The organism is Hymenobacter citatus (genome assembly GCF_014333615.1).
GTDB classification, from domain to species: domain Bacteria; phylum Bacteroidota; class Bacteroidia; order Cytophagales; family Hymenobacteraceae; genus Hymenobacter; species Hymenobacter citatus.
Genome location: NZ_JACSCY010000002.1, coordinates 255,131 through 275,079, shown reverse-complemented (window position 1 = coordinate 275,079; position 19,949 = coordinate 255,131). Strand labels below are relative to the sequence as shown.

At 54.0% G+C, this 19,949-nt stretch carries 17 protein-coding genes; 9 read left to right on the top strand and 8 right to left on the bottom strand.

Features of this window, described 5'->3' with window-relative positions; genetic code table 11:
* The first annotated feature begins 7 nt into the window (after positions 1-7).
* From H8B15_RS03455 to H8B15_RS03440, 4 genes are all read left to right on the top strand, one after another.
* Positions 8-1,231, top strand: coding sequence for a glycosyltransferase (locus tag H8B15_RS03455; protein WP_187318266.1), 1,224 nt, complete (start codon positions 8-10; stop codon positions 1,229-1,231).
* Between the two features lie 60 nt (positions 1,232-1,291).
* Complete coding sequence (locus H8B15_RS03450) at positions 1,292-2,530, top strand: bifunctional 3,4-dihydroxy-2-butanone-4-phosphate synthase/GTP cyclohydrolase II (protein ID WP_187318265.1); 1,239 nt, start codon at positions 1,292-1,294, stop codon at positions 2,528-2,530.
* 136 nt (positions 2,531-2,666) lie between these two features.
* On the top strand, positions 2,667-3,470 hold the full coding sequence (locus H8B15_RS03445) for a hypothetical protein (RefSeq protein WP_187318264.1): 804 nt from the start codon (positions 2,667-2,669) through the stop codon (positions 3,468-3,470).
* Between the two features lie 307 nt (positions 3,471-3,777).
* Complete coding sequence (locus H8B15_RS03440; RefSeq protein ID WP_187318263.1) at positions 3,778-4,020, top strand: hypothetical protein; 243 nt, start codon at positions 3,778-3,780, stop codon at positions 4,018-4,020.
* On the opposite strand, the gene H8B15_RS03435 is transcribed toward H8B15_RS03440, so the two are convergent.
* From H8B15_RS03435 to H8B15_RS03425, 3 genes are all read right to left on the bottom strand, one after another.
* Positions 4,017-4,676: a sugar transferase gene (locus H8B15_RS03435; RefSeq protein WP_246455298.1), complete on the bottom strand. Its 660-nt coding sequence runs from the start codon at positions 4,674-4,676 to the stop codon at positions 4,017-4,019. The genes H8B15_RS03440 and H8B15_RS03435 overlap by 4 nt on opposite strands.
* A 377-nt stretch (positions 4,677-5,053) precedes the next feature.
* The gene (locus H8B15_RS03430) at positions 5,054-6,814 is read right to left on the bottom strand and encodes a M14 family metallopeptidase (RefSeq protein WP_187318262.1); all 1,761 of its coding nucleotides are present in this window, start codon (positions 6,812-6,814) and stop codon (positions 5,054-5,056) included.
* A 49-nt stretch (positions 6,815-6,863) separates the two neighbouring features.
* On the bottom strand, positions 6,864-8,048 hold the full coding sequence (locus H8B15_RS03425) for a THUMP domain-containing class I SAM-dependent RNA methyltransferase (RefSeq protein ID WP_187318261.1): 1,185 nt from the start codon (positions 8,046-8,048) through the stop codon (positions 6,864-6,866).
* A 180-nt stretch (positions 8,049-8,228) separates the two neighbouring features.
* On the opposite strand from H8B15_RS03425, the gene H8B15_RS03420 reads away from it, so the two are divergent.
* Both H8B15_RS03420 and H8B15_RS03415 read left to right on the top strand, forming a co-directional pair.
* Positions 8,229-9,206, top strand: coding sequence for a hypothetical protein (locus tag H8B15_RS03420; RefSeq protein ID WP_187318260.1), 978 nt, complete (start codon positions 8,229-8,231; stop codon positions 9,204-9,206).
* A gap of 1,267 nt (positions 9,207-10,473) precedes the next feature.
* The gene (locus tag H8B15_RS03415) at positions 10,474-10,887 is read left to right on the top strand and encodes a DUF1810 domain-containing protein (protein WP_187318259.1); all 414 of its coding nucleotides are present in this window, start codon (positions 10,474-10,476) and stop codon (positions 10,885-10,887) included.
* On the opposite strand, the gene H8B15_RS03410 is transcribed toward H8B15_RS03415, so the two are convergent.
* Together H8B15_RS03410 and H8B15_RS03405 are read right to left on the bottom strand one after the other, a co-directional pair.
* Positions 10,876-11,376, bottom strand: a complete 501-nt coding sequence (locus H8B15_RS03410) for a transposase (protein WP_187318258.1) — start codon at positions 11,374-11,376, stop codon at positions 10,876-10,878. The two genes, H8B15_RS03415 and H8B15_RS03410, sit on opposite strands and share 12 nt — an antisense overlap.
* Positions 11,373-11,738, bottom strand: coding sequence for a transposase (locus H8B15_RS03405; RefSeq protein WP_187318257.1), 366 nt, complete (start codon positions 11,736-11,738; stop codon positions 11,373-11,375). Before H8B15_RS03405 ends, H8B15_RS03410 begins: the two co-directional genes overlap by 4 nt.
* A 168-nt stretch (positions 11,739-11,906) precedes the next feature.
* On the opposite strand from H8B15_RS03405, the gene H8B15_RS03400 reads away from it, so the two are divergent.
* The 3 genes from H8B15_RS03400 to H8B15_RS03390 all read left to right on the top strand — a co-directional run bounded on the left by H8B15_RS03400 (position 11,907) and on the right by H8B15_RS03390 (position 15,468).
* Complete coding sequence (locus tag H8B15_RS03400) at positions 11,907-13,304, top strand: sugar MFS transporter (protein ID WP_187318256.1); 1,398 nt, start codon at positions 11,907-11,909, stop codon at positions 13,302-13,304.
* A gap of 44 nt (positions 13,305-13,348) precedes the next feature.
* Complete coding sequence (murB, locus tag H8B15_RS03395) at positions 13,349-14,380, top strand: UDP-N-acetylmuramate dehydrogenase (protein WP_187318255.1); 1,032 nt, start codon at positions 13,349-13,351, stop codon at positions 14,378-14,380.
* A 104-nt stretch (positions 14,381-14,484) separates the two neighbouring features.
* Complete coding sequence (locus tag H8B15_RS03390; RefSeq protein ID WP_187318254.1) at positions 14,485-15,468, top strand: mechanosensitive ion channel family protein; 984 nt, start codon at positions 14,485-14,487, stop codon at positions 15,466-15,468.
* A 207-nt stretch (positions 15,469-15,675) separates the two neighbouring features.
* Here the strand turns inward: H8B15_RS03390 and H8B15_RS03385 are convergent, their stop codons facing one another.
* From H8B15_RS03385 to H8B15_RS03375, 3 genes are all read right to left on the bottom strand, one after another.
* Positions 15,676-18,123, bottom strand: coding sequence for an endonuclease MutS2 (locus tag H8B15_RS03385; protein ID WP_187318253.1), 2,448 nt, complete (start codon positions 18,121-18,123; stop codon positions 15,676-15,678).
* Positions 18,124-18,389: 266 nt separating this feature from the next.
* Positions 18,390-19,013 (bottom strand): DUF4136 domain-containing protein, encoded by a 624-nt coding sequence (locus H8B15_RS03380; protein ID WP_187318252.1) that lies wholly within the window; start codon positions 19,011-19,013, stop codon positions 18,390-18,392.
* 127 nt (positions 19,014-19,140) lie between these two features.
* Positions 19,141-19,926, bottom strand: coding sequence for a TIGR02757 family protein (locus tag H8B15_RS03375; protein ID WP_187318251.1), 786 nt, complete (start codon positions 19,924-19,926; stop codon positions 19,141-19,143).
* Positions 19,927-19,949: the final 23 nt, after the last annotated feature.

Below are 19,949 nucleotides of genomic sequence, written 5' to 3'. Positions count from 1 at the left end.
GCGGCGTATGAAGCTGCTGGTTCTGCTGTCTCGTTTTCCCTACCCCCTCGACAAAGGCGATAAGCTGCGGGCCTTTTACCAACTGCGCGAGCTGGCCCAGCGCCACACCATTTGCCTGCTGGCTCTCACCGATGAGGACGTACCAGCGGCTTCCTACGCACAGGTAGCCCCATTTTGTGCAGGCGGCGTGCATGTGCACCGCCTGCGCCGCGCTGGCATGGCCCGCGGCCTGGCCACTGCGCTGGCCTGTGCCCTACCCTTGCAAATTGGATACTTCCAGGACCCGGCGGCACAACGGCTGCTTACCCGGCTGCTCCACACTTTCCGGCCCGACCACGTGTACTGTCAGCTGATACGGATGGCGGAGTACCTACGCCCCCACTACCAGCAGTTGCCCTGCACGCTCGACTACATGGATGTATTCTCGGCTGGGGTAGCGCGCCGGGCGGCGCGGTCACCTCGCTGGCAACGCCCTGTGTTTCAGCTAGAGGCGCAGCGTTTGCGGCGCTACGAAGCGCTGGTCTTCGAGTGGTTTCATGCGCATACCATCATCTCCGACCAAGACCGCCAGCTCATCAATCACCCCCAACGCCAGCAAATCCGGGTGGTGCTAAATGGCATCGACACCACACATTTTCAGCCTACCAAGGCACCCAAAGAATACGAGCTGTTATTCTGTGGTAACATGGCCTACCCGCCTAATATAGATGCGGCCGTGTTTCTAGCCGAGGAAATTCTGCCGCTGGTGCGCCGGCAACACCCACACGCTCGGCTCCTGATTGCGGGCACTACCCCTACCGCACGCGTGCTGGCACTTGCCACGGAAGGCGTCACGGTCAGTGGGTGGTTACCCGATATCCGCACTGCTTACGCAGGCGCCAGGGTGTTTGTAGCACCCATGCGCACGGGCACTGGCCTACAGAACAAGTTACTGGAAGCCATGGCGATGCGTCTACCCTGCGTCACGACTACGCTGGCCAACGCGGCACTGCGCGGCACTCCTACCGAGCAGATACTGATCGGCGACACCGCCGTTGCCCTAGCCGCGCATATCATACAACTTCTCTCCTACCCCGAAGCAGCCGCTACCCTCGCTGAGCAAGGATTACAGTTTGTGCGCACTCACTATAACTGGAGCGCTGCCACCATCCGGCTAGAAGACATCATGCGTACGCACGCTATAGCAGATGCCGTAACTTCTCCTGCCGATTCTCCGGAGCCTGCGCCGTAACTTCGCGGCCTGCTACTGGTTGTAGAGTAGCTGACTGCTCATTTTTCGAATACTACTCTGATGCTTGATTCCATAGAAGATGCCATTGCCGATATCCGCGCTGGCAAGGTGGTCGTTGTTGTCGACGACGAAGACCGCGAAAACGAGGGCGACTTCATCTGCGCCGCCCGTTGCGCTACCCCTGAGGTCATCAACTTTATGGCCACCCATGGCCGCGGATTGGTATGCGCGCCCCTCACCGAAGTCCGCTGCAACGAGCTGGAACTGGACTTAATGGTGGGCCGTAATACGGCCCTGCACGCTACTCCCTTCACCGTTAGCATTGATTTGCTCAAGAACGGTGTCACGACCGGTATTTCGGCATCCGACCGCAGCAAGACCATTCTGGCCCTCATCGACCCCGAAACCAAGCCGGAGGATTTGGGCAAACCCGGTCATATTTTTCCGCTGAAGGCCCGCAAAGAAGGCGTCCTACGCCGCGCTGGTCACACCGAAGCAGCCGTAGACTTGGCCCGTCTGGCAGGTTTCGAGCCAGCGGGTGTGTTGGTGGAAATCCTGCGCGAAGACGGCGAAATGGCCCGCTTGCCAGAGCTGCGCCAAATAGCCGATAAGTGGAACCTGAAGCTTATTTCGGTGCAGGACCTTATCAAGTATCGCCTCGAAAAGGAAAGCCTCATCACCCGCGAAATATCTGTGAAGATGCCTACCGACTGGGGCGACTTCGACCTGATTGCCTATACCCAGCGTTCTAATGGCGCCCAGCACTTGGCCTTGGTGAAGGGTGATATTGCCGGTCCCGAACCGGTGCTGGTGCGGGTGCACAGCTCCTGCGTAACCGGCGACATCTTCGGTAGCTGCCGCTGCGACTGCGGTCCGCAGCTCCACCAAGCCATGCAGCAGATTGAGCGCGAAGGCAGAGGTGTCATCGTCTACATGAACCAGGAAGGTCGGGGCATCGGACTTCTTAACAAGCTGAAGGCCTACAAATTACAGGAGCAAGGTCGCGATACGGTAGAAGCCAACCTGGAGCTGGGCTTCAAGATGGACGAACGCGACTACGGGGTAGGCGCTTCCATTCTGCGCGATTTGGGTATTTCGCAGATGCGCCTGCTCACCAACAATCCGCGCAAGCGTACGGGTCTGGCTGCTTACAACCTTGAAGTGGTTGATACTGTGCCGATTGAAATTGCACCCAATGAACACAACCAGCGCTACCTTACAACGAAGCGCGACAAATTGGGCCACACGATTCTGAGCCAACTACTGTCAGAGCAACCTGGCTCGCCTGCTGCCGAGTAGATTCATATTATACCACACAAAGCCGGATATCCAGTCTTCTTAAACTACCGTTGTTTAAGAAGACTGGATATCCGGCTTTGTGTGGTGGAATGAAGCTGATACGACGATTGTTGTGAGATTTTACTTGCTTACGCTTATGAAACGCTTCGCTCCTTTTCTCGTTTTCCTAGTAAGCTGGCTGTGGCAGGTTTCGGCGCAGGCCCAACAGCAGGGCTTAGTTCAGCAATTCACCGATAGCTCTATTCTATTAACTACCGGCGATACATTAGAGGGCCCTCTCACCCTCAACCGCCGCGAGGATGTAGTACAGATTCAGCTTGCTGATGGCTCCGTGCGCACCCTGTCGGCCATAGCGGTGCAAAGCTTTGCTGTGAAGGGTGAGCAAATTGACCGTCGTCGCAATCCGTATTATTACGATGACTTCTACGATGCCCGTGCTGGTTATTACTACGGCAATCCTTTCTACAGTACCCGCCCATTACGGCGCCGCCAGGAGCGCCCCGATACCAGCTTGGTGCGGGTGTTTCAGGTATATCGCTGGAATCGGGACAATGACTATAGTGATTTCAAGTCGCCAGGCTTTTTCGAACAGCTGAGCAACGGCCCTACGGTACTTCTTCGCCGGGAATCATTGGTACAACGCGCTGCCACCTATGGCTCTCCGTATGGATACGGCGCCTACCGTGGAGGATATCCGTATGGTGCCGGTATTCCTCCAACCCAATTCTACACAGATATTAAAGATGATTTTTACCTGGGTTTCCCAGATGGACGTATTATCGCCTTACGTAATCCCAAAAAGGATCTACTCAATACCTTTCACCAACAGCAGCGCCAGATAGAGGCATATGCGAAGATTAATCATTTGGACTACACTAATGCTCGTGAATTAGCCTACATCGTGAATTATGTAAACTCCTTGCATAGTGCTGTTCGATAATAATTTTTATAGTTTCAAAATAGGACTTATCTGCTGTATTTGTAAAATAACACTAATATAATCTTTATATAATTATATTTTTTGTCCAGATTACGGAAACGATTGCGGTTATTTATTTAGAAGAAATAACCTTATCGCAAACGAATTGCACTTTTTCACGCAATCTTTCGTATATAGTAGAGAGATAAGCAAGCAAGGCCTTTTGCACGGAATAAGATTGGAATACTGCAAATCGGCCCCACTATTGCTTGTAATCTTGCACACTTCTCAGCTGGCAGTCTCTACCTGTATTAAACACTATTTCCTTATGGAACCTGAAAATGACTTTTTGGAGAATGCTTCCATGATGATTGACTACGCCAGGAAGGAGATTAAGCAGTTTATGGACTGGACCAATCGGCGTACCGTCTATGGTGCCACAGCTGAAACTATTGCCACCGAGCTAGAGGAGCTGCTGGCCGATGTAAAGCGACTCAAACGAGAATACGCTACCCGCGAGCGTGCTACTGGTAAGACGCCGGCTTATTCGACCAGACAACAGCAGGCTTAGAACGCGTTTTCGTGGCCGCGTATAGCTTGCCGTATAGTAAGCAATACTATTTTCAGGTCTAAAGCGAAGGACCAGTTGCTGATGTAAAAAATATCAGCGTGCACACGCTTCACCATCGCCTCCGTTTCCCGGGTTTCGCCCCGATGACCTGCTACTTGTGCTAGCCCCGTAATACCAGGTACTACAGCATGGCGGTCCATGAAGTTGTCGATGATTTGGGAGTAGATCATCGTATGCTGTAGCATGTGTGGCCGAGGCCCTACTACAGACATTTCTCCGCGGAGTACATTGATAAATTGTGGTAATTCATCCAAACTGGTTTTGCGTAGCAAGCCACCTATTCTCGTAATCCGACTATCGCCGCGGCTGGCTTGCCGCTGTTCGCTATCGTCGTTGAGATACATCGTACGCAGTTTGTAGCAATAGAAGGGTTTGCCGTCTTTACCTGTCCGGAGTTGCTTAAACAGCACGGGACCACGGGACTCCATCTTGATTAAGATTGCCAACAACGGGAGTAACCAGCTTAGTAATAAAGCTGTCACAAGAGAGGCAAAGACCATATCAAACACCCGCTTCCGCCAAAAAACCCGAACAACAGGCGTCTGACGCATTTTATTGTGGCCTTTCACTAGGGATGATTTTACAACTTGTACCATTCCTGCTGACTGTTCTTTTTCTGAAATTTTTTATAAATATAGTGCAATACTATTTAATTCAAAAATAACACAAAAAAATCTTTCAAAAAAACAACATTTAACCTCTGTAATCCTTAAGTGTACTACTTGCTGCACAAGCTCATTATTGGGGCACACCCGTGTAATCAACCCTTGCAGGTAGTATTATAGAAGACAATACAGCGGGTGGGACCTATTGGGAGAGGGTAGTGCAGATTGCGCTATATCCGCGCGGGTAGCCATATTTAGTAGCTACTTTGCCTGATACGCAGCTACAACATCTATGGTTTAAGTAGCACCTATAATACAATATGGATATGCCTGCAATTTTCCTGGATAATGCAGGTTATATTATATTATTAGTCTGTTAACAGTTCTTTTCCCAACCAACGCGCTATGGGGTAGCGTAGATAGGCCGCTTCATAGTACGGGGAGTTGCGGTATACCCATTCCAACTGGGCCATACCATTAGCTGCAAAAGCAGCGTCTTCCTGTTTCATTTTCTCCAGTTGTATCCGTAGCATTGGCTGCTGTCTGAGTAACTCAGCCGCTAGATCCTCGAACACATAGTCCGAAAAGTGTTCTTTTTGCTGCAGGATACTGTCGAAGAACCCCCACGCAAAAAAGGAATCAGTAGCTTGTGGCTCAAGCATCTCCATTAGATATCGGGCAGTTGGTTGGTTGAGTTGGGCTACATAATCGCCGCGGAGGAAACGCACGGTTTGTGGCTGTGCAGTTATTTGCACCTGCGAGTGCAGATAGTGCCCTTCGTATGGTCGTGCGCTGGTTTTATAATCATTGATTTGGTAAAAATCGGCCGTGAGGGTAGTATCCTGACGCAGACGCTGAAGCTGCACCCCAGCTCGCTGTAACCGCTCCACTACCTCACCCCAGGCCTGCGGGATAAGATAGGCTACCGGCCGACGCGCCGTAATGGTTGCCCGGAACGTATTGTAGAAGGGAATGGGCTTGGTGTATGGCTCCTGTTGGTTATAGTACAGGCGCGGCTGACCACTCACCTCACTCGGCTTCAGGTGACCGAGATACCCGCGGAACGTGAATGTCTCGGCGCGCGTAGTGTCGAGCTGCCAGGCCAGCGGAAACTCCTGCTGCGTTGCCATTTGCTGTGCAGCCGCAGTGCGTGCCTGCGTCAGGGCGGCATCCTGCGCTTGCATAGTTTGCAGCAGCACCGTCATAAAATCATAGGTGGCCCGCACGCGAGGCGCGAAAGCCTTCAGCATGTGGGTTTCCGTTACAAAACCAATGGTATTGAACAGCGCCGCGTAGCCCGTGGAGTACCGTGGCGTTTCCAGAAAACCAACCAGCCCACGGGCATCGGGCGTGCGGCCCAGAAAATCGACGTAGGGCGTTAGGGGCCACTGCTTCTGGCTCATACCCTGGTACAGAGCGGGTAGCATCTGCGTGGTCAGATACTGGCTGAGCGAAGGGTGTAATTTATCTTTCTGTGTTGGAATCAGCGTCATAGTATACTGATAATCAGCGCCATTAGACGTGTGGTTGTCCAGAAACACATCGGGCTGCCAGCGCCGAAACAGCTCCGCAAAGGCGCGGGCATTGCGCGAATCCTGCTTCACGTAATCGCGGTTCAGGTCGAGGTTACGGGCGTTGCCCCGGAAGCCGTAGCTTTCGGGGCCATTCTGATTCACGCGGGTAGTGCTATTGCGATTCAGTGCCCCACCTACATTATATATAGGTATAAGCACGATGGTGGTATTGCGCAACAGCTGACGCAACTCGGGCTTCTGCACCAGGTCGCGGGCCAGCATCATACTTGCGTCGATGCCTTCTGGCTCGCCGGGATGAATTCCGTTTTGAATTAATACCACCCGGTGGCCCTGCCGACGAGCAGTAGCAGGGTCGGCCTTGCCACCGCCCGTCGAAATTACTACCTCGTGTAGCGGGCGGCCAGAGTCAGTCTCACCAGCTTCGCGCACGGTGATTTCCTTGTAGGCTTTATCGAGGCGCTGGTAGTAGGCAATGCACTGGGCATACGTGGCCGTTGTGTTGCCGCTGCTACGCTCGAACGGCGTGCTCCAATCGGCGGGCGGTGTGGCGGGTGAAGACGCGAGAAGCAGCGCGGAAAGAACGAGTGGCAACATAGCAGATGACAACAATGACGGCGTGAAGCTAGAAAAAAGTACCCCTACCCTACTCCGGGCGTGCCGCTTTGCGAGAGCCTTGGTACAGCTCGTACTTCAATAATCGACACTCAATCGGCCCGTTGTAGAGCGGAATGCGGCGGGAAGTTTTCAGGCCAATGCGCTTGGCGGCTTCCAGGTTGCCGGTGAAGATATAGGCGTCGTAGCCCTGGAAACCGGATTTGAGCGTGTCGCCAATGGTTTTGTAAAGAGCTTCCATCTCCGATTCCTGCCCGATTCGCTCTCCGTAGGGCGGATTCATGATGACAATACCGGGGGCCTCTTTAACGGGGGCTTTGGCCTCGGCCACGTCGCGCACACCCAGGCGAATAAAATCTTCCAAGTCGGCGGCGGCCACGTTTTCGCGGGCCAGCTCAATATATTCGCGGGAAATATCGGAGCCGGCGAGGTAGGCTTGCGGCTCCTCCAGGCGCATTTGACGAGCATCTAGTTGCACCGATTCCCAGAGAGCCGCCTCGAAATCGGGCCAGTTCTCGAAGCCAAACTTTCCCTGATGGTAGAGGCCCGGCGCAATGTGCTGAGCAATGAGCGCGGCCTCGGTGAGCAGCGTACCCGAGCCGCACATGGGGTCGATGAGCGTCCTTTTGCCGTCCCAGCCCGTGAGTAGCAGCAGGCCAGCGGCCAATACTTCGTTGAGCGGGGCCACGTTGGTTTGCTGGCGGTAGCCGCGCCGGTGCAGCGAGTCGCCGGCCGCGTCGAGGCTCAGGGTCACCTCGTTTTCCAGCATGTGCAGGTGCAGGCGGATGTCGGGGTTTCTCACGTCCACGCTGGGGCGCTGACCGGTGCGGTTGCGGAACTGGTCCACAATAGCATCCTTGGTGAGCTGGGCTACGAATAACGAGTGCTCAAACGATGACTTATTGACCACGGCCGTAATGGCAAACGTCTGGTCGGGACCAATAAATTCCTGCCAGTCGATGCGGCCTACCTCGCGGTAGAGGGCTTTTTCGTCGCGGGCGTAGAAGCCGGCGAAGGGCACCAAAATCCGCATGGCGGTACGGCACCAGAGTACGGCTTCGTAGAGTAGCTGCTTGTCGCCACTAAACTCCACGGCCCGTTGCCCTACCTTTTCGATGTGGGCACCCAGCTGGTGCAGCTCATCGGCCAGCACCTCTTCGAGGCCAAATTGGGTGGTGGCAGTCATCTGAAACGGGCGAGAACGGCGGTTGGCCATAGAGCAAAGGAAATAAGTGAAAGCGCAAAGGTCGGGAGTAGCGCGAACTTTGCAGTTCGCGTATCGTTGGGAGCTAGAAGTAGAGCTTCTCCTATCCTTAGCCTAGCTTCGCCAACTACTTGCGCTACTCTCATGCATCCTTCCTTTCTTTTTGACCCGAATAAGAGTAGCCTGTTCTACATGGCATTGTTTCTAGTGCTGATTGGGGTAGGGCTAGCTGCTTCTGAACTGCTAGGTTCCCGTTACTCCATTATTGGTAGTGTGGCGTCGTTTCTGGCGCTTTTTGTGGCGTTTCAGAGCTGGAAAGCAGCCGACAATGCCTCCCGCAAAACCGACGAGGCGCTACAGCAAATGCAGCAGATCAGTCAGGAAACGCAGCAATTAGTGGAGCGCAGCACTACTGTAGAAAGCCACATCGATCAGGCTGTGACAACTATCAGCGACGCTACCCGCCAGCTCTACCGTGGCTTTCAGCCAATTATGACGGAAATTCGCGACTTTCTCGCTGATGCCAAGGATAGCGAATACGTCGCTGTGCTCACCGACTCGGCCTCCATTGGCACTTTCTATGCCCGGCACCACCATCCTCCGCTTAATCCTCGCGAGACGCAGGCTCTCACCGACCGCATCCAATCCTTATTAGTAGACCGCGCCCGCGATGCCCGCGAGTTCTATTTGGCTACCCTCACCACCGAAGAAACCTCAGAGCTATTCCCGCCCCCCAAAGAGGCTAATACGCTGTTTCACAGCTATGCGCAGGGCGTGTGGCAGCAGTTTCATCCGGAGCTGCAAATCACAGCTACCGAGTGGAATGAGCACCGCCAAGCGCACTATCAGGTGCTGCACGCCGTGGAGCAGGCCTTCCAGGAAAGCGCCGCGCAGCACACCAATCAAACCCAGGCGCAGCTACCGCCGCACTATGCCACCTCTGTGCTCCCGCTACAGCTATTTATTCGTGCCGATGCGCAGGCTAACGAACCATTCCGCGCGCTGTTGGTCTTTCTGGGCCAGTACAACCTCGACCGGGTAGCCGACGCTCGCGCCATGCAAACCGCCGACCCTGAGCTGGTGCGCACTTTCATTAGTATGTTCGAGTCGCTAACGGGGCAAGATGATATGCCCGCTTACCGGGAGTTGCGGTGCCGCGTACCGCTGTAGGAGACGTGTAGTATTTTGGTTGAGACCAAGAATAAGTATCTTGAGCTAATTCAATAATAACGAACATCTACAGTCACTTACTATTCCATATCGATCCAATGACCATTGTCAAACAGCAAATGAACAAGACACTATTTATCATTTTTCTATTTTTTCCATATCTCACATTTGCTCAGTCAGACAGCATTAAGGGTAATGTGAGAACAATAAGAGAGAAGCTAATCTTCTTAGACAGTGTCAAGCAGAATATAAAGCTATTCAGCACCGAGGGCGAATACGGGCATTATGGTTTCTCTAGCCCAGATTTTACTTTCTCCAGATTTAATACTTTCTGGTTTCATACTCCATGGACGCATTATTTAAATTATAATAGAACTTATGATAAAAACAGAAATATCGTAGAGGAAACATGGTATTATAAAAATGGAAATATACTACAAAATTTTATTTATCTATATAACTAAAATAGTAAAATAACTCAAAAAAAAGGTTAGCTTAAACGATTCTCTTTTCGTTATAACAAACTACAAATATAACGCTAATAACATTATAAGCTCAATTTTATATTCACCTCAGTTTATAGGACAATACAAATACATAACATATATATACGACAAAGATAACAAGCTAATCAAGGCGAAGAATTTTGACGAATATGGAGAAAGCTACGGAACCATATATCACTATATACCATCTGGAAAAATAAAAGAAAAGGCAACCCATTCTCCCTTTATCTGGGTAGAATTAGCTGATAAGTCTAAAATTCAACAGAGAGATGAGAATGGAGTTGATACGGCTGAGAAAAAGTACTTCTATAACAGCAATGACAGCATTGCTAAAATAGAGTATTACAATGAAGATTTTCACAACCCTAACGAATCTAGATTATATAACATCGTATATCACCAATACGACAGCAAGGGCAGAAAAGCGGAAGAGTATCATACAGATGCAGCTAATGACACCACATTTCATAAGATATACTCTTATTACAAAAACGGATTACTAAAGTCAGACTATAGAATATTTAAAAATATTAAATCAACTTCCGTAGAATATTACTATGATAAATATAAAAATATATCAAAAATAATTTACATTGATGGAAAAGACAAAAAAATAATAACTTTTAACTATAAATTTGACAATCACAACAACTGAATTGAGCAGTTAAAAATAGTTGATAATAAGCCTATTTATCTAAGAAAGAGAGAAATTAAATATTATTAACATTGCATCTTTCGCTTTCTGTAATATCAACCTTATTATGCCCAACCTCTCCCGTTTCCTCGATGCCCAACAGTCCGATTATCAAACTGCCTTATCCGAAATAAAAAACGGCCGCAAGCGTAGCCATTGGATGTGGTATATTTTTCCACAGATACAAGGCTTAGGTTTTAGCGAAACGTCGAAATTCTACGCTATACAAGACGCGGCAGAAGCCGAAGCGTATCTCACGCATCCTGTTTTGGGAAGCAGATTACTGGAAATCAGCAGTGCATTACTGAAGCTCAGCTCCAGCAACGCTACTAGTATCTTTGGTAGCCCTGATGATCTGAAACTGAAATCCTCTATGACGTTATTTGCTTCCCTACCCAAAGCTGACCCGGTTTTTCAATCCGTGCTGGACAAGTTTTTCAACGGCGCCAAGGACAACAAAACGCTGCAACTACTTCCATAGATAAAAGCAACTGCGCCACATAGCCGCAGAGTAGCCAGGCAGGGCAACATGCAACACGTTGTAGCGATGTATTAGAGCGTGTTGGGGAATTTGCGTTAGGCGGTTTAGACAGATGGTCAAGTTAGCGACGAGTAGCCACGTACTATGACTGGCTGGGGTGAATTCGTAGTCCAGGGCTAGGCGGCGGAAGCTGGTGAGCCAGGCAAAGGTACGCTCGACGACCCAGCGTTTGGCGATGGGCACAAAGCCCGTAGCGGAGGGTGGGCGACTGGCCAGTTCCTGGCATAAGCCCAAGCCGGCCACGTGCTGGGCGAAGCGGCCGCGGTAGGCTTGATCGGTGAGCACCGTGGTTAGGCGCGCCATCCACCAACTGCGGTGGGGCAGCAGGGCCGGGCCGCAGCCCGAGTCGTGCTGGTGCGCCGCGTGCACGTGCGCTGCCCAGATACGGCCCGCCGAGTCGGTCAGAATCTGGCGTTTACGCCCGTTCACGCACTTGCCCCATCCAGGCCCCGGTGTTCGAAGATACGTGGAGCCAGGCGCACACTTTGGCTATCTACGCAGGCCAGCGAGGGCAAGGCCTGCCGTCCTTCGCGCAGCCGGTCTAACACGTTCAACACATGGTTGAGTCGTTGCCAACGGCCGGTGCGTTGCCACTGATAGAAGTAGTAGTACACGGCTGTCCAGGCCGGGAATGTGGGTGGTAAAGCCCGCCATTGGCAGCCGGTGCGACACACGTACAGCACCGCATTGAAGACCTGACGCAAACACAGACGACGTCGGCGTTGCACGAGTAGCAGCGAACCAATAACTTGCCACTGCGAGTCAGTAAGAGGTTGATAGCCGTCAACCATAAAGCGAAGCGGAGCCTAGGAACTCCCTGCGCAACTTACTGACTCGTTTTTATTTATCACTTTAGCCAATTCCCCAACATGCTCTTAAAGTAGTTACTCCCAAATTCCGTAACATTACTCCCGGCCCGCAAGGGCCGTCCTGTTGTTTCGTCGCTTATTCTTGCCTGCATGGCTGCTCCTATTACTACCTCCTCGCCTACCGCCGCTACGGCTACTACGGGCAGCTACTTTGTGCCCATGGCTGCCATGACGGCCTTGTTCTTCCTGTTTGGGGCCGTCACGAATTTCAACGACGTGCTGATGCCCTACCTCAAAGACGTGTGCCAGCTCACCGACTTTGAGTCAACGGCGGTGCAATCGGCGTTTTTTGGGGCGTATTTTCTGATGTCGCTGCCGGCGGGGCGCATCTTGGAGAAGGTAGGCTATAAGCGCGGCATTGTGTTGGGGCTGCTGATTATGGCGTGCGGAGCGCTGCTGTTTATTCCGGCGGCCAACTCGCGGGCGTTTGGGTTATTTCTGGCGGGCTTAGCAGCGCTGGGCGCGGGCGTTACGCTGCTGCAAGTAGCCGCCAACCCCTATGTAGCAGTGCTGGGTCCGGCGCGGCAGGCAGCCAGCCGCGTGAGCATTGTGGGTGTGGCCAACAACCTGGGTGGCACCTTGTCGCCGCTGGTGGGCGGGCTGTTGCTATTTGGTGGCTCTGCGGTGCTGAAGGCGCGGCTGGCGGCCCTACCTACTGCCCAGCGCCTGGCCGAAGAATCGGCGCTGGTGAAGACGCCCTACCTGGGTTTGGCTATTTTCCTGGCAGTGCTGGCGGGCTTATTTTTCCTGCTAAAGCTGCCCGAAATCGACAGCATTCCAGTGGATGAAACCGAGGCCGTGGCGGCACCCATAGCTGGCCGCCGCTCGGCACTGGATTTTCGCCACTTGGTGCTGGGCATCGGGGCTATCTTCCTATATGTGGGTGTGGAGGTAGGCCTGGGCTCCTTCCTGATTCGCTACGGCGAATCGCAGGGCATTACACAGCTGAGCGACTTCACGCAGCAACTGGTGCGCGGCCTGAGCGCGGCTACGGGTTGGGCAGCGGCTCTATTTGGCCAGGCGCCCGATCCGATTGACACCACCGCTGGCTTCACCAAAGCGGTGGGGGCCGTGCTAGTGGCCTCCTATTGGTTTGGGTCGATGATAGGACGCATTGTGGGCATTCCGTTGCTGCGCCGCTTCAACGACCGTTTTCTGCTGATAGGCGTGTGCACCATGGGGGTAGGACTGGTGCTCACATCAGTGCTTACAGCCGGCGAAACGGCACTGTGGCTGATTGTGCTCTGCGGCCTGATGAACTCAATTATATGGCCGGTCGTTTTTCCGCTGGCTATCAAAGGATTGGGGGCCTTCACTAAACAAGGCTCTTCCTACCTGATTATGGCCATTGTGGGTGGCGCTATCATTCCGCCCCTTATGGGTTTCATCGCCACCAACGGCGGTGGGCTACGCATCGCCTTCATCATACCCGCGCTATGCTACGCCTACCTGCTGTTTTATGCAGCGAGTGGCTACCGGGTGCGCTAACGCTGGATAAAGCGCCTGTTAGCGTTAGGGCGTATCTTTGCGCCATGCGTACTCCTACCCTCGAAGCCAACATTTCTCTCCGCCCCTACAACACCTTCGGCATTGATGCCCATGCCCGGCTGTTTGCCCGTTTTGCCAGCGCCGAAGAGTTGCGGCTGCTGCTGCAACTGCCCGAAGTACAGCAAGCCGAGAAGCTGGTACTCGGTGGTGGCAGCAACTTGCTATTTACCAAGGATTTCGATGGCATAGTGCTCAAAAACGAGATTCGTGGGCTGGAGATTACGGAGGAAGACACGGCCAGCGGCACGGCGCTGGTGCGGGCCGGGGCGGGCGAGTCGTGGCACGGGCTGGTGCAGTTTGCGCTGGATCAGGACCTGAGCGGGATTGAGAACCTGTCGCTGATTCCGGGTACGGTGGGCGCGGCGCCGCTGCAAAACATTGGGGCCTATGGGGCCGAGTTGCAAGATACGTTTGAGTACCTGGAAGCGATGGAAATCGGTACCGGCGCGGTACGCACGTTCGACCGGGCTGCCTGCGGTTTCGGCTACCGCGAAAGCGTGTTTAAAGGCCCACTGAAAAACCAGTTTATCGTGACCAGCGTGGTATTTCGGTTGCTGCGCGAAGCCCGGCCCAACGTCAGCTACGGTGCCATTGCTACCACCTTGCAGGACATGGGCATCGACGCAGAGCCTACTCCGCGGCAGGTGAGTGAGGCCGTTATCAGCATCCGGCGCAGCAAGCTCCCCGACCCCGCCGAAATCGGCAACGCCGGCTCGTTTTTTAAAAACCCCGAGCTCTCCCAGCATAAATACGACGAGCTGAAAGCCGCCTACCCCGACTTGCCCGGCTACCCCGTGCCCGGCGGCGTGAAGGTGCCCGCCGCTTGGCTTATCGAGCACAGCGGCTGGAAGGGCCACCGCCGCGGCGACTACGGCGTGCACGACCGGCAGGCGCTGGTGTTGGTGAACCACGGCGGCGCGCGGGGCGCCGATATCCAAGCGCTGGCGTATGAGATTATCGCGTCGGTGCGGGCCAAGTTTGGCGTGGAGCTGCACCCCGAGGTAAATATTATGTAGCAGGAGTCCTTGCTGGTAACCCTGGAGCGGCAACTTACGTGTCTACTGTCAAGCTCCTACTCACTGCCCGCTATGCTGCTGGCAGGTTACCAGCACGTATTTCTATGAATTTTTCTATTGCCTGGCAGAAAATAAACGCCATGGGCAGGGATTTTATGGCCCTGCTCCCCAATCTGATTTTGGGTGTTGTTGTCTTTATTGTCTTCCTGTTTATTGCCAGCGGCGTCCGGTCGTTGGTACAGAAAGTGACGGCCAGCCGCCAGCATAGCCAAAGCCTGACGCTCTTGCTGAGCCGGCTGGCCTACGTGTTTATGCTGATTGTGGGCATCCTGGTCACGTTCACCGTCATGATTCCCAGCTTCACCCCTACCACGCTCATCAGTGCGCTGGGGGTAGGCGGCGTAGCCATTGGCTTTGCGTTCAAAGACATTTTCCAGAATTTTCTGGCGGGTATCCTGCTCCTGCTCACCGAGCCGTTTCGCATCGACGACCAAATCAAGTACAAGGACTTTGAGGGTACCGTCGAAACCATCCAGACCCGCGCTACCACCATCAAAACCTACGATGGCCGCCGGGTAGTAATTCCCAACGCCGAGCTATTTATCAACTCCGTAACCGTGAATACGGCCTACGAAAAGCGCCGCTTGCAGTATGATGTGGGCATTGGCTACGGCGATGATATTGCTAAAGCACGCCAACTGATGTTGGAGGCCATGCGCGAGGTGGAAGGAGTGCTACAAGATCCAGCCCCCGAAGCATTAGTAGTGGATTTGGCTGATAGCACCGTGAACCTGCGCGCCCGCTGGTGGATCAACCCACCCCGCCGCTCCGACTATATGGAATCGATGGACGGCGTGCTCGAGGCCATTAAAAACAAGCTGGTGCTCAATGGCATCGACCTACCCTTCCCTACCCAGCAAATTCTGCTGCACGACCAGACTGAAGAAACCGACGGCGACCGGAGTGCCCAGCGCGAAGGCTGGCCTGCCGGCAAAGGCGACGTGCCCCGGCCCGCCCGCGTGGTGGAGCAGGAAATCCTAGCAAAATCGGCTGCCGAGAAGTCTGTTGCGGAAGAAAAGCCCGCGTAAGTATTGGGAATTATCTCATGCAAAAGGCCCCACGCTTACAGGAAGCGTGGGGCTTTTTGCATGAGATAGTCCGTCATGCTGAGCTTGCCGAAACATCTCGCGTGCTACACTAATCTCAAACGTCAGGAAATTACCGGGAGCACGCGAGATGCTTCGACTCCGCTACGCTGCGCTCAGCATGACGTTCTTACATATTTTCCTACCCGTTTACTTCAGCACGGCCAGCGTTACGCCGTCGCCGCCGCGGTCGGCGTGCTCGTCGCCTACGGTGGCAATGCTACGCACGGAGCGCAAATAGTCGCGCACCACTTGGCGTAGTATGCCGTTGCCGCGGCCGTGCAGCACTTTGATTTCGGGAATGCCGAACATCACGGCGTCGTCTACGAAGGCCATTACCTTGTGTAGGGCGTCCTCAGCCCGCTCACCGCGCAGGTCGAGGGTAGGACTGAAGTCGGCCATGCGGCCCGTGAGGTCGAGGCCCGCACCGGCACCAGAGTACACGGCTTTTTCGGCCTTCTTTTCCCGCTCGCGCACCTCGGCCCGGCTCAGCTTTTCCAGCTGATTCACCTTCACAAAGGTTTTCATGCCACCAAACAGCACCTCGGCATTTTTACCCTTCACCCCGATGATTTCGCCGTGACCTTCCTGCCCCAGCAGGGCCACCCGGTCGCCGGCTTTCAGGGTAGCCGCATCGGCCATTTCGCGGGTAGGGCGAGGCTTAGGCGGCTCGATTTGCAGCTTCTCACGCACAAACGTGTCGAGCTTCTGACGAGCCTCCTTGGTCTGCTCCTTCTCGGCCTGCGAGCGGCGGATTTCGGTGATGGTGGCTTCGATCTGCTGATTGGTGTCCTTCAGCAGCGCTTTGGCTTTTTGCTTGGCGTCGCGCAGCACATCGAGTTGGGTTTCCTCGAGGTAGCGCTTCAGGTCCTGATACTCCTGCGCGGCCTTCTTTAGGCGGCGCTCCTGCTTGGTGGCTTCGGCAGTGCGTTGCTCCAGCTCGGTTTTCTCTTTTTCAAGACCTTCGAGCAGGCGGTCGTAGCGGATTTTATCCTTGCCTACCAGCTGGGTAGCGCGCTCCACAATCTGCTTAGGCAGCCCAATTTTGCGGGCAATTTCGATGGCAAACGACGAGCCCGGCTTACCGATTTCCAGGCGGTAGAGCGGTTGTAGCTGCTCGGGGTCGTAGCGCATGGCGCCGTTCACGATGCCCGCGGTACGCTCGGCGAAGTTCTTGAGATTGGTGTAGTGCGTGGTGACTACCCCAAACGCCCGCACCTGATTCAGCTGATTTAGCACGGCTTCGGCAATGGCGCCGCCTAGTACCGGCTCGGTACCGGTACCAAATTCGTCAATCAGAATCAGGCTGCGCTTGCCGGCAAAAAGCAGGAACTGCTTCATGTTCAGCAAGTGCGAGGAGTAGGTACTCAGGTCGTTTTCCAGGCTCTGCTCATCGCCGATGTCCAGGAACACATCCTCGAACACGCCCGCCTCGGAGGTGCCGTCGGCCGGAATCAGCAGGCCGCATTGCAGCATGTACTGTACCAATCCTACCGTCTTCATCGCCACCGACTTACCTCCGGCGTTCGGCCCCGAAATCAGCAAAATGCGCTGCTCTGGCGTCAGGTCGATATCCAGCGGCACCACCTCGCGGGGCGCCTCCTGCGGCTCATCCGAAGCGCGTTTTTTCTTACTTTGTTCCTGAAATGCGAGGAAGAGCAGCGGGTGGCGCACCGTGCGCCACTGCATCAGCGGGCGCGGGTGCAAGGTAGGCAGCGTGGCCTCTAGGCGCTGCGCCAGGCGGGCTTTAGCCCGAATGAAATCAATCAGCCCCAGATACTGATAGGCCTTGCGCAAATCGGGAATGTGCGGACGAAGCTGGTCGGTAAGCGAGGTCAGGATGCGAATCAGCTCGCGCTGGTAGGCATTGTCGAGGTCCTTAATGTCGTTGTTCAGCTCAAATACCGCTTCCGGCTCGATATACACCGTCTGGCCCGTCGCCGATTCATCATGGATTAGGCCCTTCACGCGGCGTTTATGCTCAGCCAGCACCGGCAGCACCAGGCGGCCGCCCCGGATGGTTGGCTCGGCGCCATCAGGCACCCAACCCTGCTCGCGGGCGTGGCGCAGCACCCCGGCAATCTGCTTGCGCAGCATCCCCTGACGGTTAATCAGCTCCTGGCGCAATTGGAAAAGCAGCGGCGACGCATTGTCGCGCACGTGGCCGTCGTCGTCCACTACCTTGTCCAAAGTAGCCAGCAGGTTGCGGTCTACCTGCACGCCAATCCCCAGCAGGCGCAGCGTAGGATAGAGTCCTTCCTCGGCGTGCACAAAGAACACTAATGCCTCGCGGATAGTCCGCAACGACATTTTAATGGCGAAAAACGCCGTTACGTCGAGGTAGGCGCCGGGCAGGTTGGCGCGCACCAGGTGCGGGTGCACATCGTGGTAGTGCTGCCCAGGAAAATCGGCACCCGATTGCAGCAGCTGCCGAAACTCATCGGTTTGTTGGAGCAGCTTCAGCAGTTGGTCGTGCTTGGTCTGAAACTGCATCTTGGCTACAAACTGCCGTCCCAGCGGGCTCAAGCAGAGCGAATCCAGTAGCTCCCGCAGCTGCGAGAAGCCTATTTTATGTTCGAAGTTATTCGGGAAAATCAATAGTAAAGCGCGCGTTGCGGTTTTGATAGAACGTACAAAGATAAACACCGATATCCGGTAGAAAGATTCGCCTTGCACGATATATAGCGTGGTTTTTACGGCAGTGCCATTGGGTAGGCGGGTAGTATTTCTTTTACAGGAGTCGCGTGCCGGTTCTATTGTCCAAGTCTCTTTACCTATGCATTATCACTAACATGCAGCACAACGCAAAAGGCCAACGCATCAGCATTGGCCTTTTATTCGCATAACTAATTGGCAGCAAGACACTACAGTTTATCGCCGCGATATTCGTACTTATTAAATATCTGCCCGACAGCCGTGTATACTTTGTTTTTGTCTTTGTCGAAGGCATTACCGTTGGTTAAGCCTGAGGCGTAGCCCTGCCACACTTCCACGCTCTTGTCGCGGTCAATCATCTGCACCAAAATGCTACCCCGATCCAGTTTCACCTGATTGCGTGGGTTATAAGCGTAGGTTTCGCTGGTGCCCCAGTAGCCGTTGCCTAGGTTCTCGTTGGATCTGATTTCAGTGGGTTGGTCGAATACCCGGAAGTTCAACAGCAGGTCGCCACCGCTAGGAGAGTAGGTGTAACCCCGCGAAACCATTTCGTGGTCTACGGCATCGCGCACCATGGCTTTGAATACCAAATCGTTGAGAAAGTATACCGTATTGCCCTCATCGCGTACTTGCGAGGCCCAGGAATACGTTTTATACTTTGAGAAGTCTACGGCGTCAGAACTTGCCGTGGAAGGCACACTACTGTACGCATTCGTGGCTTGGTTGGCGTCGCCACGCTGGTCGCTACCTACTACCACGGCCGACTCTGAACCGGAGCAACCAGCCATACCGGCAGCCAAACCGCAAACGAGAAATAAAGAAGCTATTTTCATGATTATCAGAGTTTCTGTGAAATAAAAGTTCTATTACACTTTACGCCGATGATAGCGAGCTGTTTAAAGCATGACAATATTTTATAAATATTTAGCAGAATTATGCTAATACCATTTCAATGCTTTCTTACCTAAAAATTGGGTTTTGTTTGTTCTCCATTTTTTCCTCTACCCCTAGTCCAAACAGCGCGAAATCATACTTCACTGGGTCCAGTGGATCGAAAGTGCGCAAGTGAGCTGTGAGGTCTTCGGCAGCCTGCCAGTCTACCACGGTGCGCGTCATCAGGCCCAGGCGGCGAGCAATACGCTCTACGTGCACATCGCAGGGACAAATGAGGTTGGCGGGCGCTAGGCGCGTCCAGAGGCCAAAATCTACGCCACGCACGTCGGGGCGCACCATCCAGCGCAAGTACATATTCACCCGTTTGCAGGCCGAACCGCGGGCTGGAGTAGCCACGTGCTTGCGGGTGCGCTGAGGGGCGTCGGCTAAGCTAAAAAACAGGTTGTGAAAGTTTTGCAACCGCTCCTTTTGCGTGTCGCCATGTAAAAAGGCATCCTCCAACGACTCATGCTGTTGGTAATACCACCGCAGCCAGTGTACGAAGTAGAGCAGATCCGTATCACAGAAGGTGCGGTGGCAGAAGCCTAGCAGCTGCTTTAGGTCGTCGTCGGAGTGGTGCAGCACGAACTGGTGGGGCGCGTCGTCCATGCGACGCAGCAGTTCGCTGGTTTTGTTGATGATGGTTTTGCGTTGCCCCCAGGCCAGCAGCGCTGCAAACAACCCACTGATTTCAATATCCTGCTTCTGGGTGAAGCGGTGCGGTAGGCTAATGGGGTCGTTTTCGATGAAAGCGGGCTGGTCGTAGCGGTCATAGTGCTCCTCCAGAAAGTCCCGCAGCTGGGCGGTGTTCATGTGGTGAGATGGTGAACTAGTGA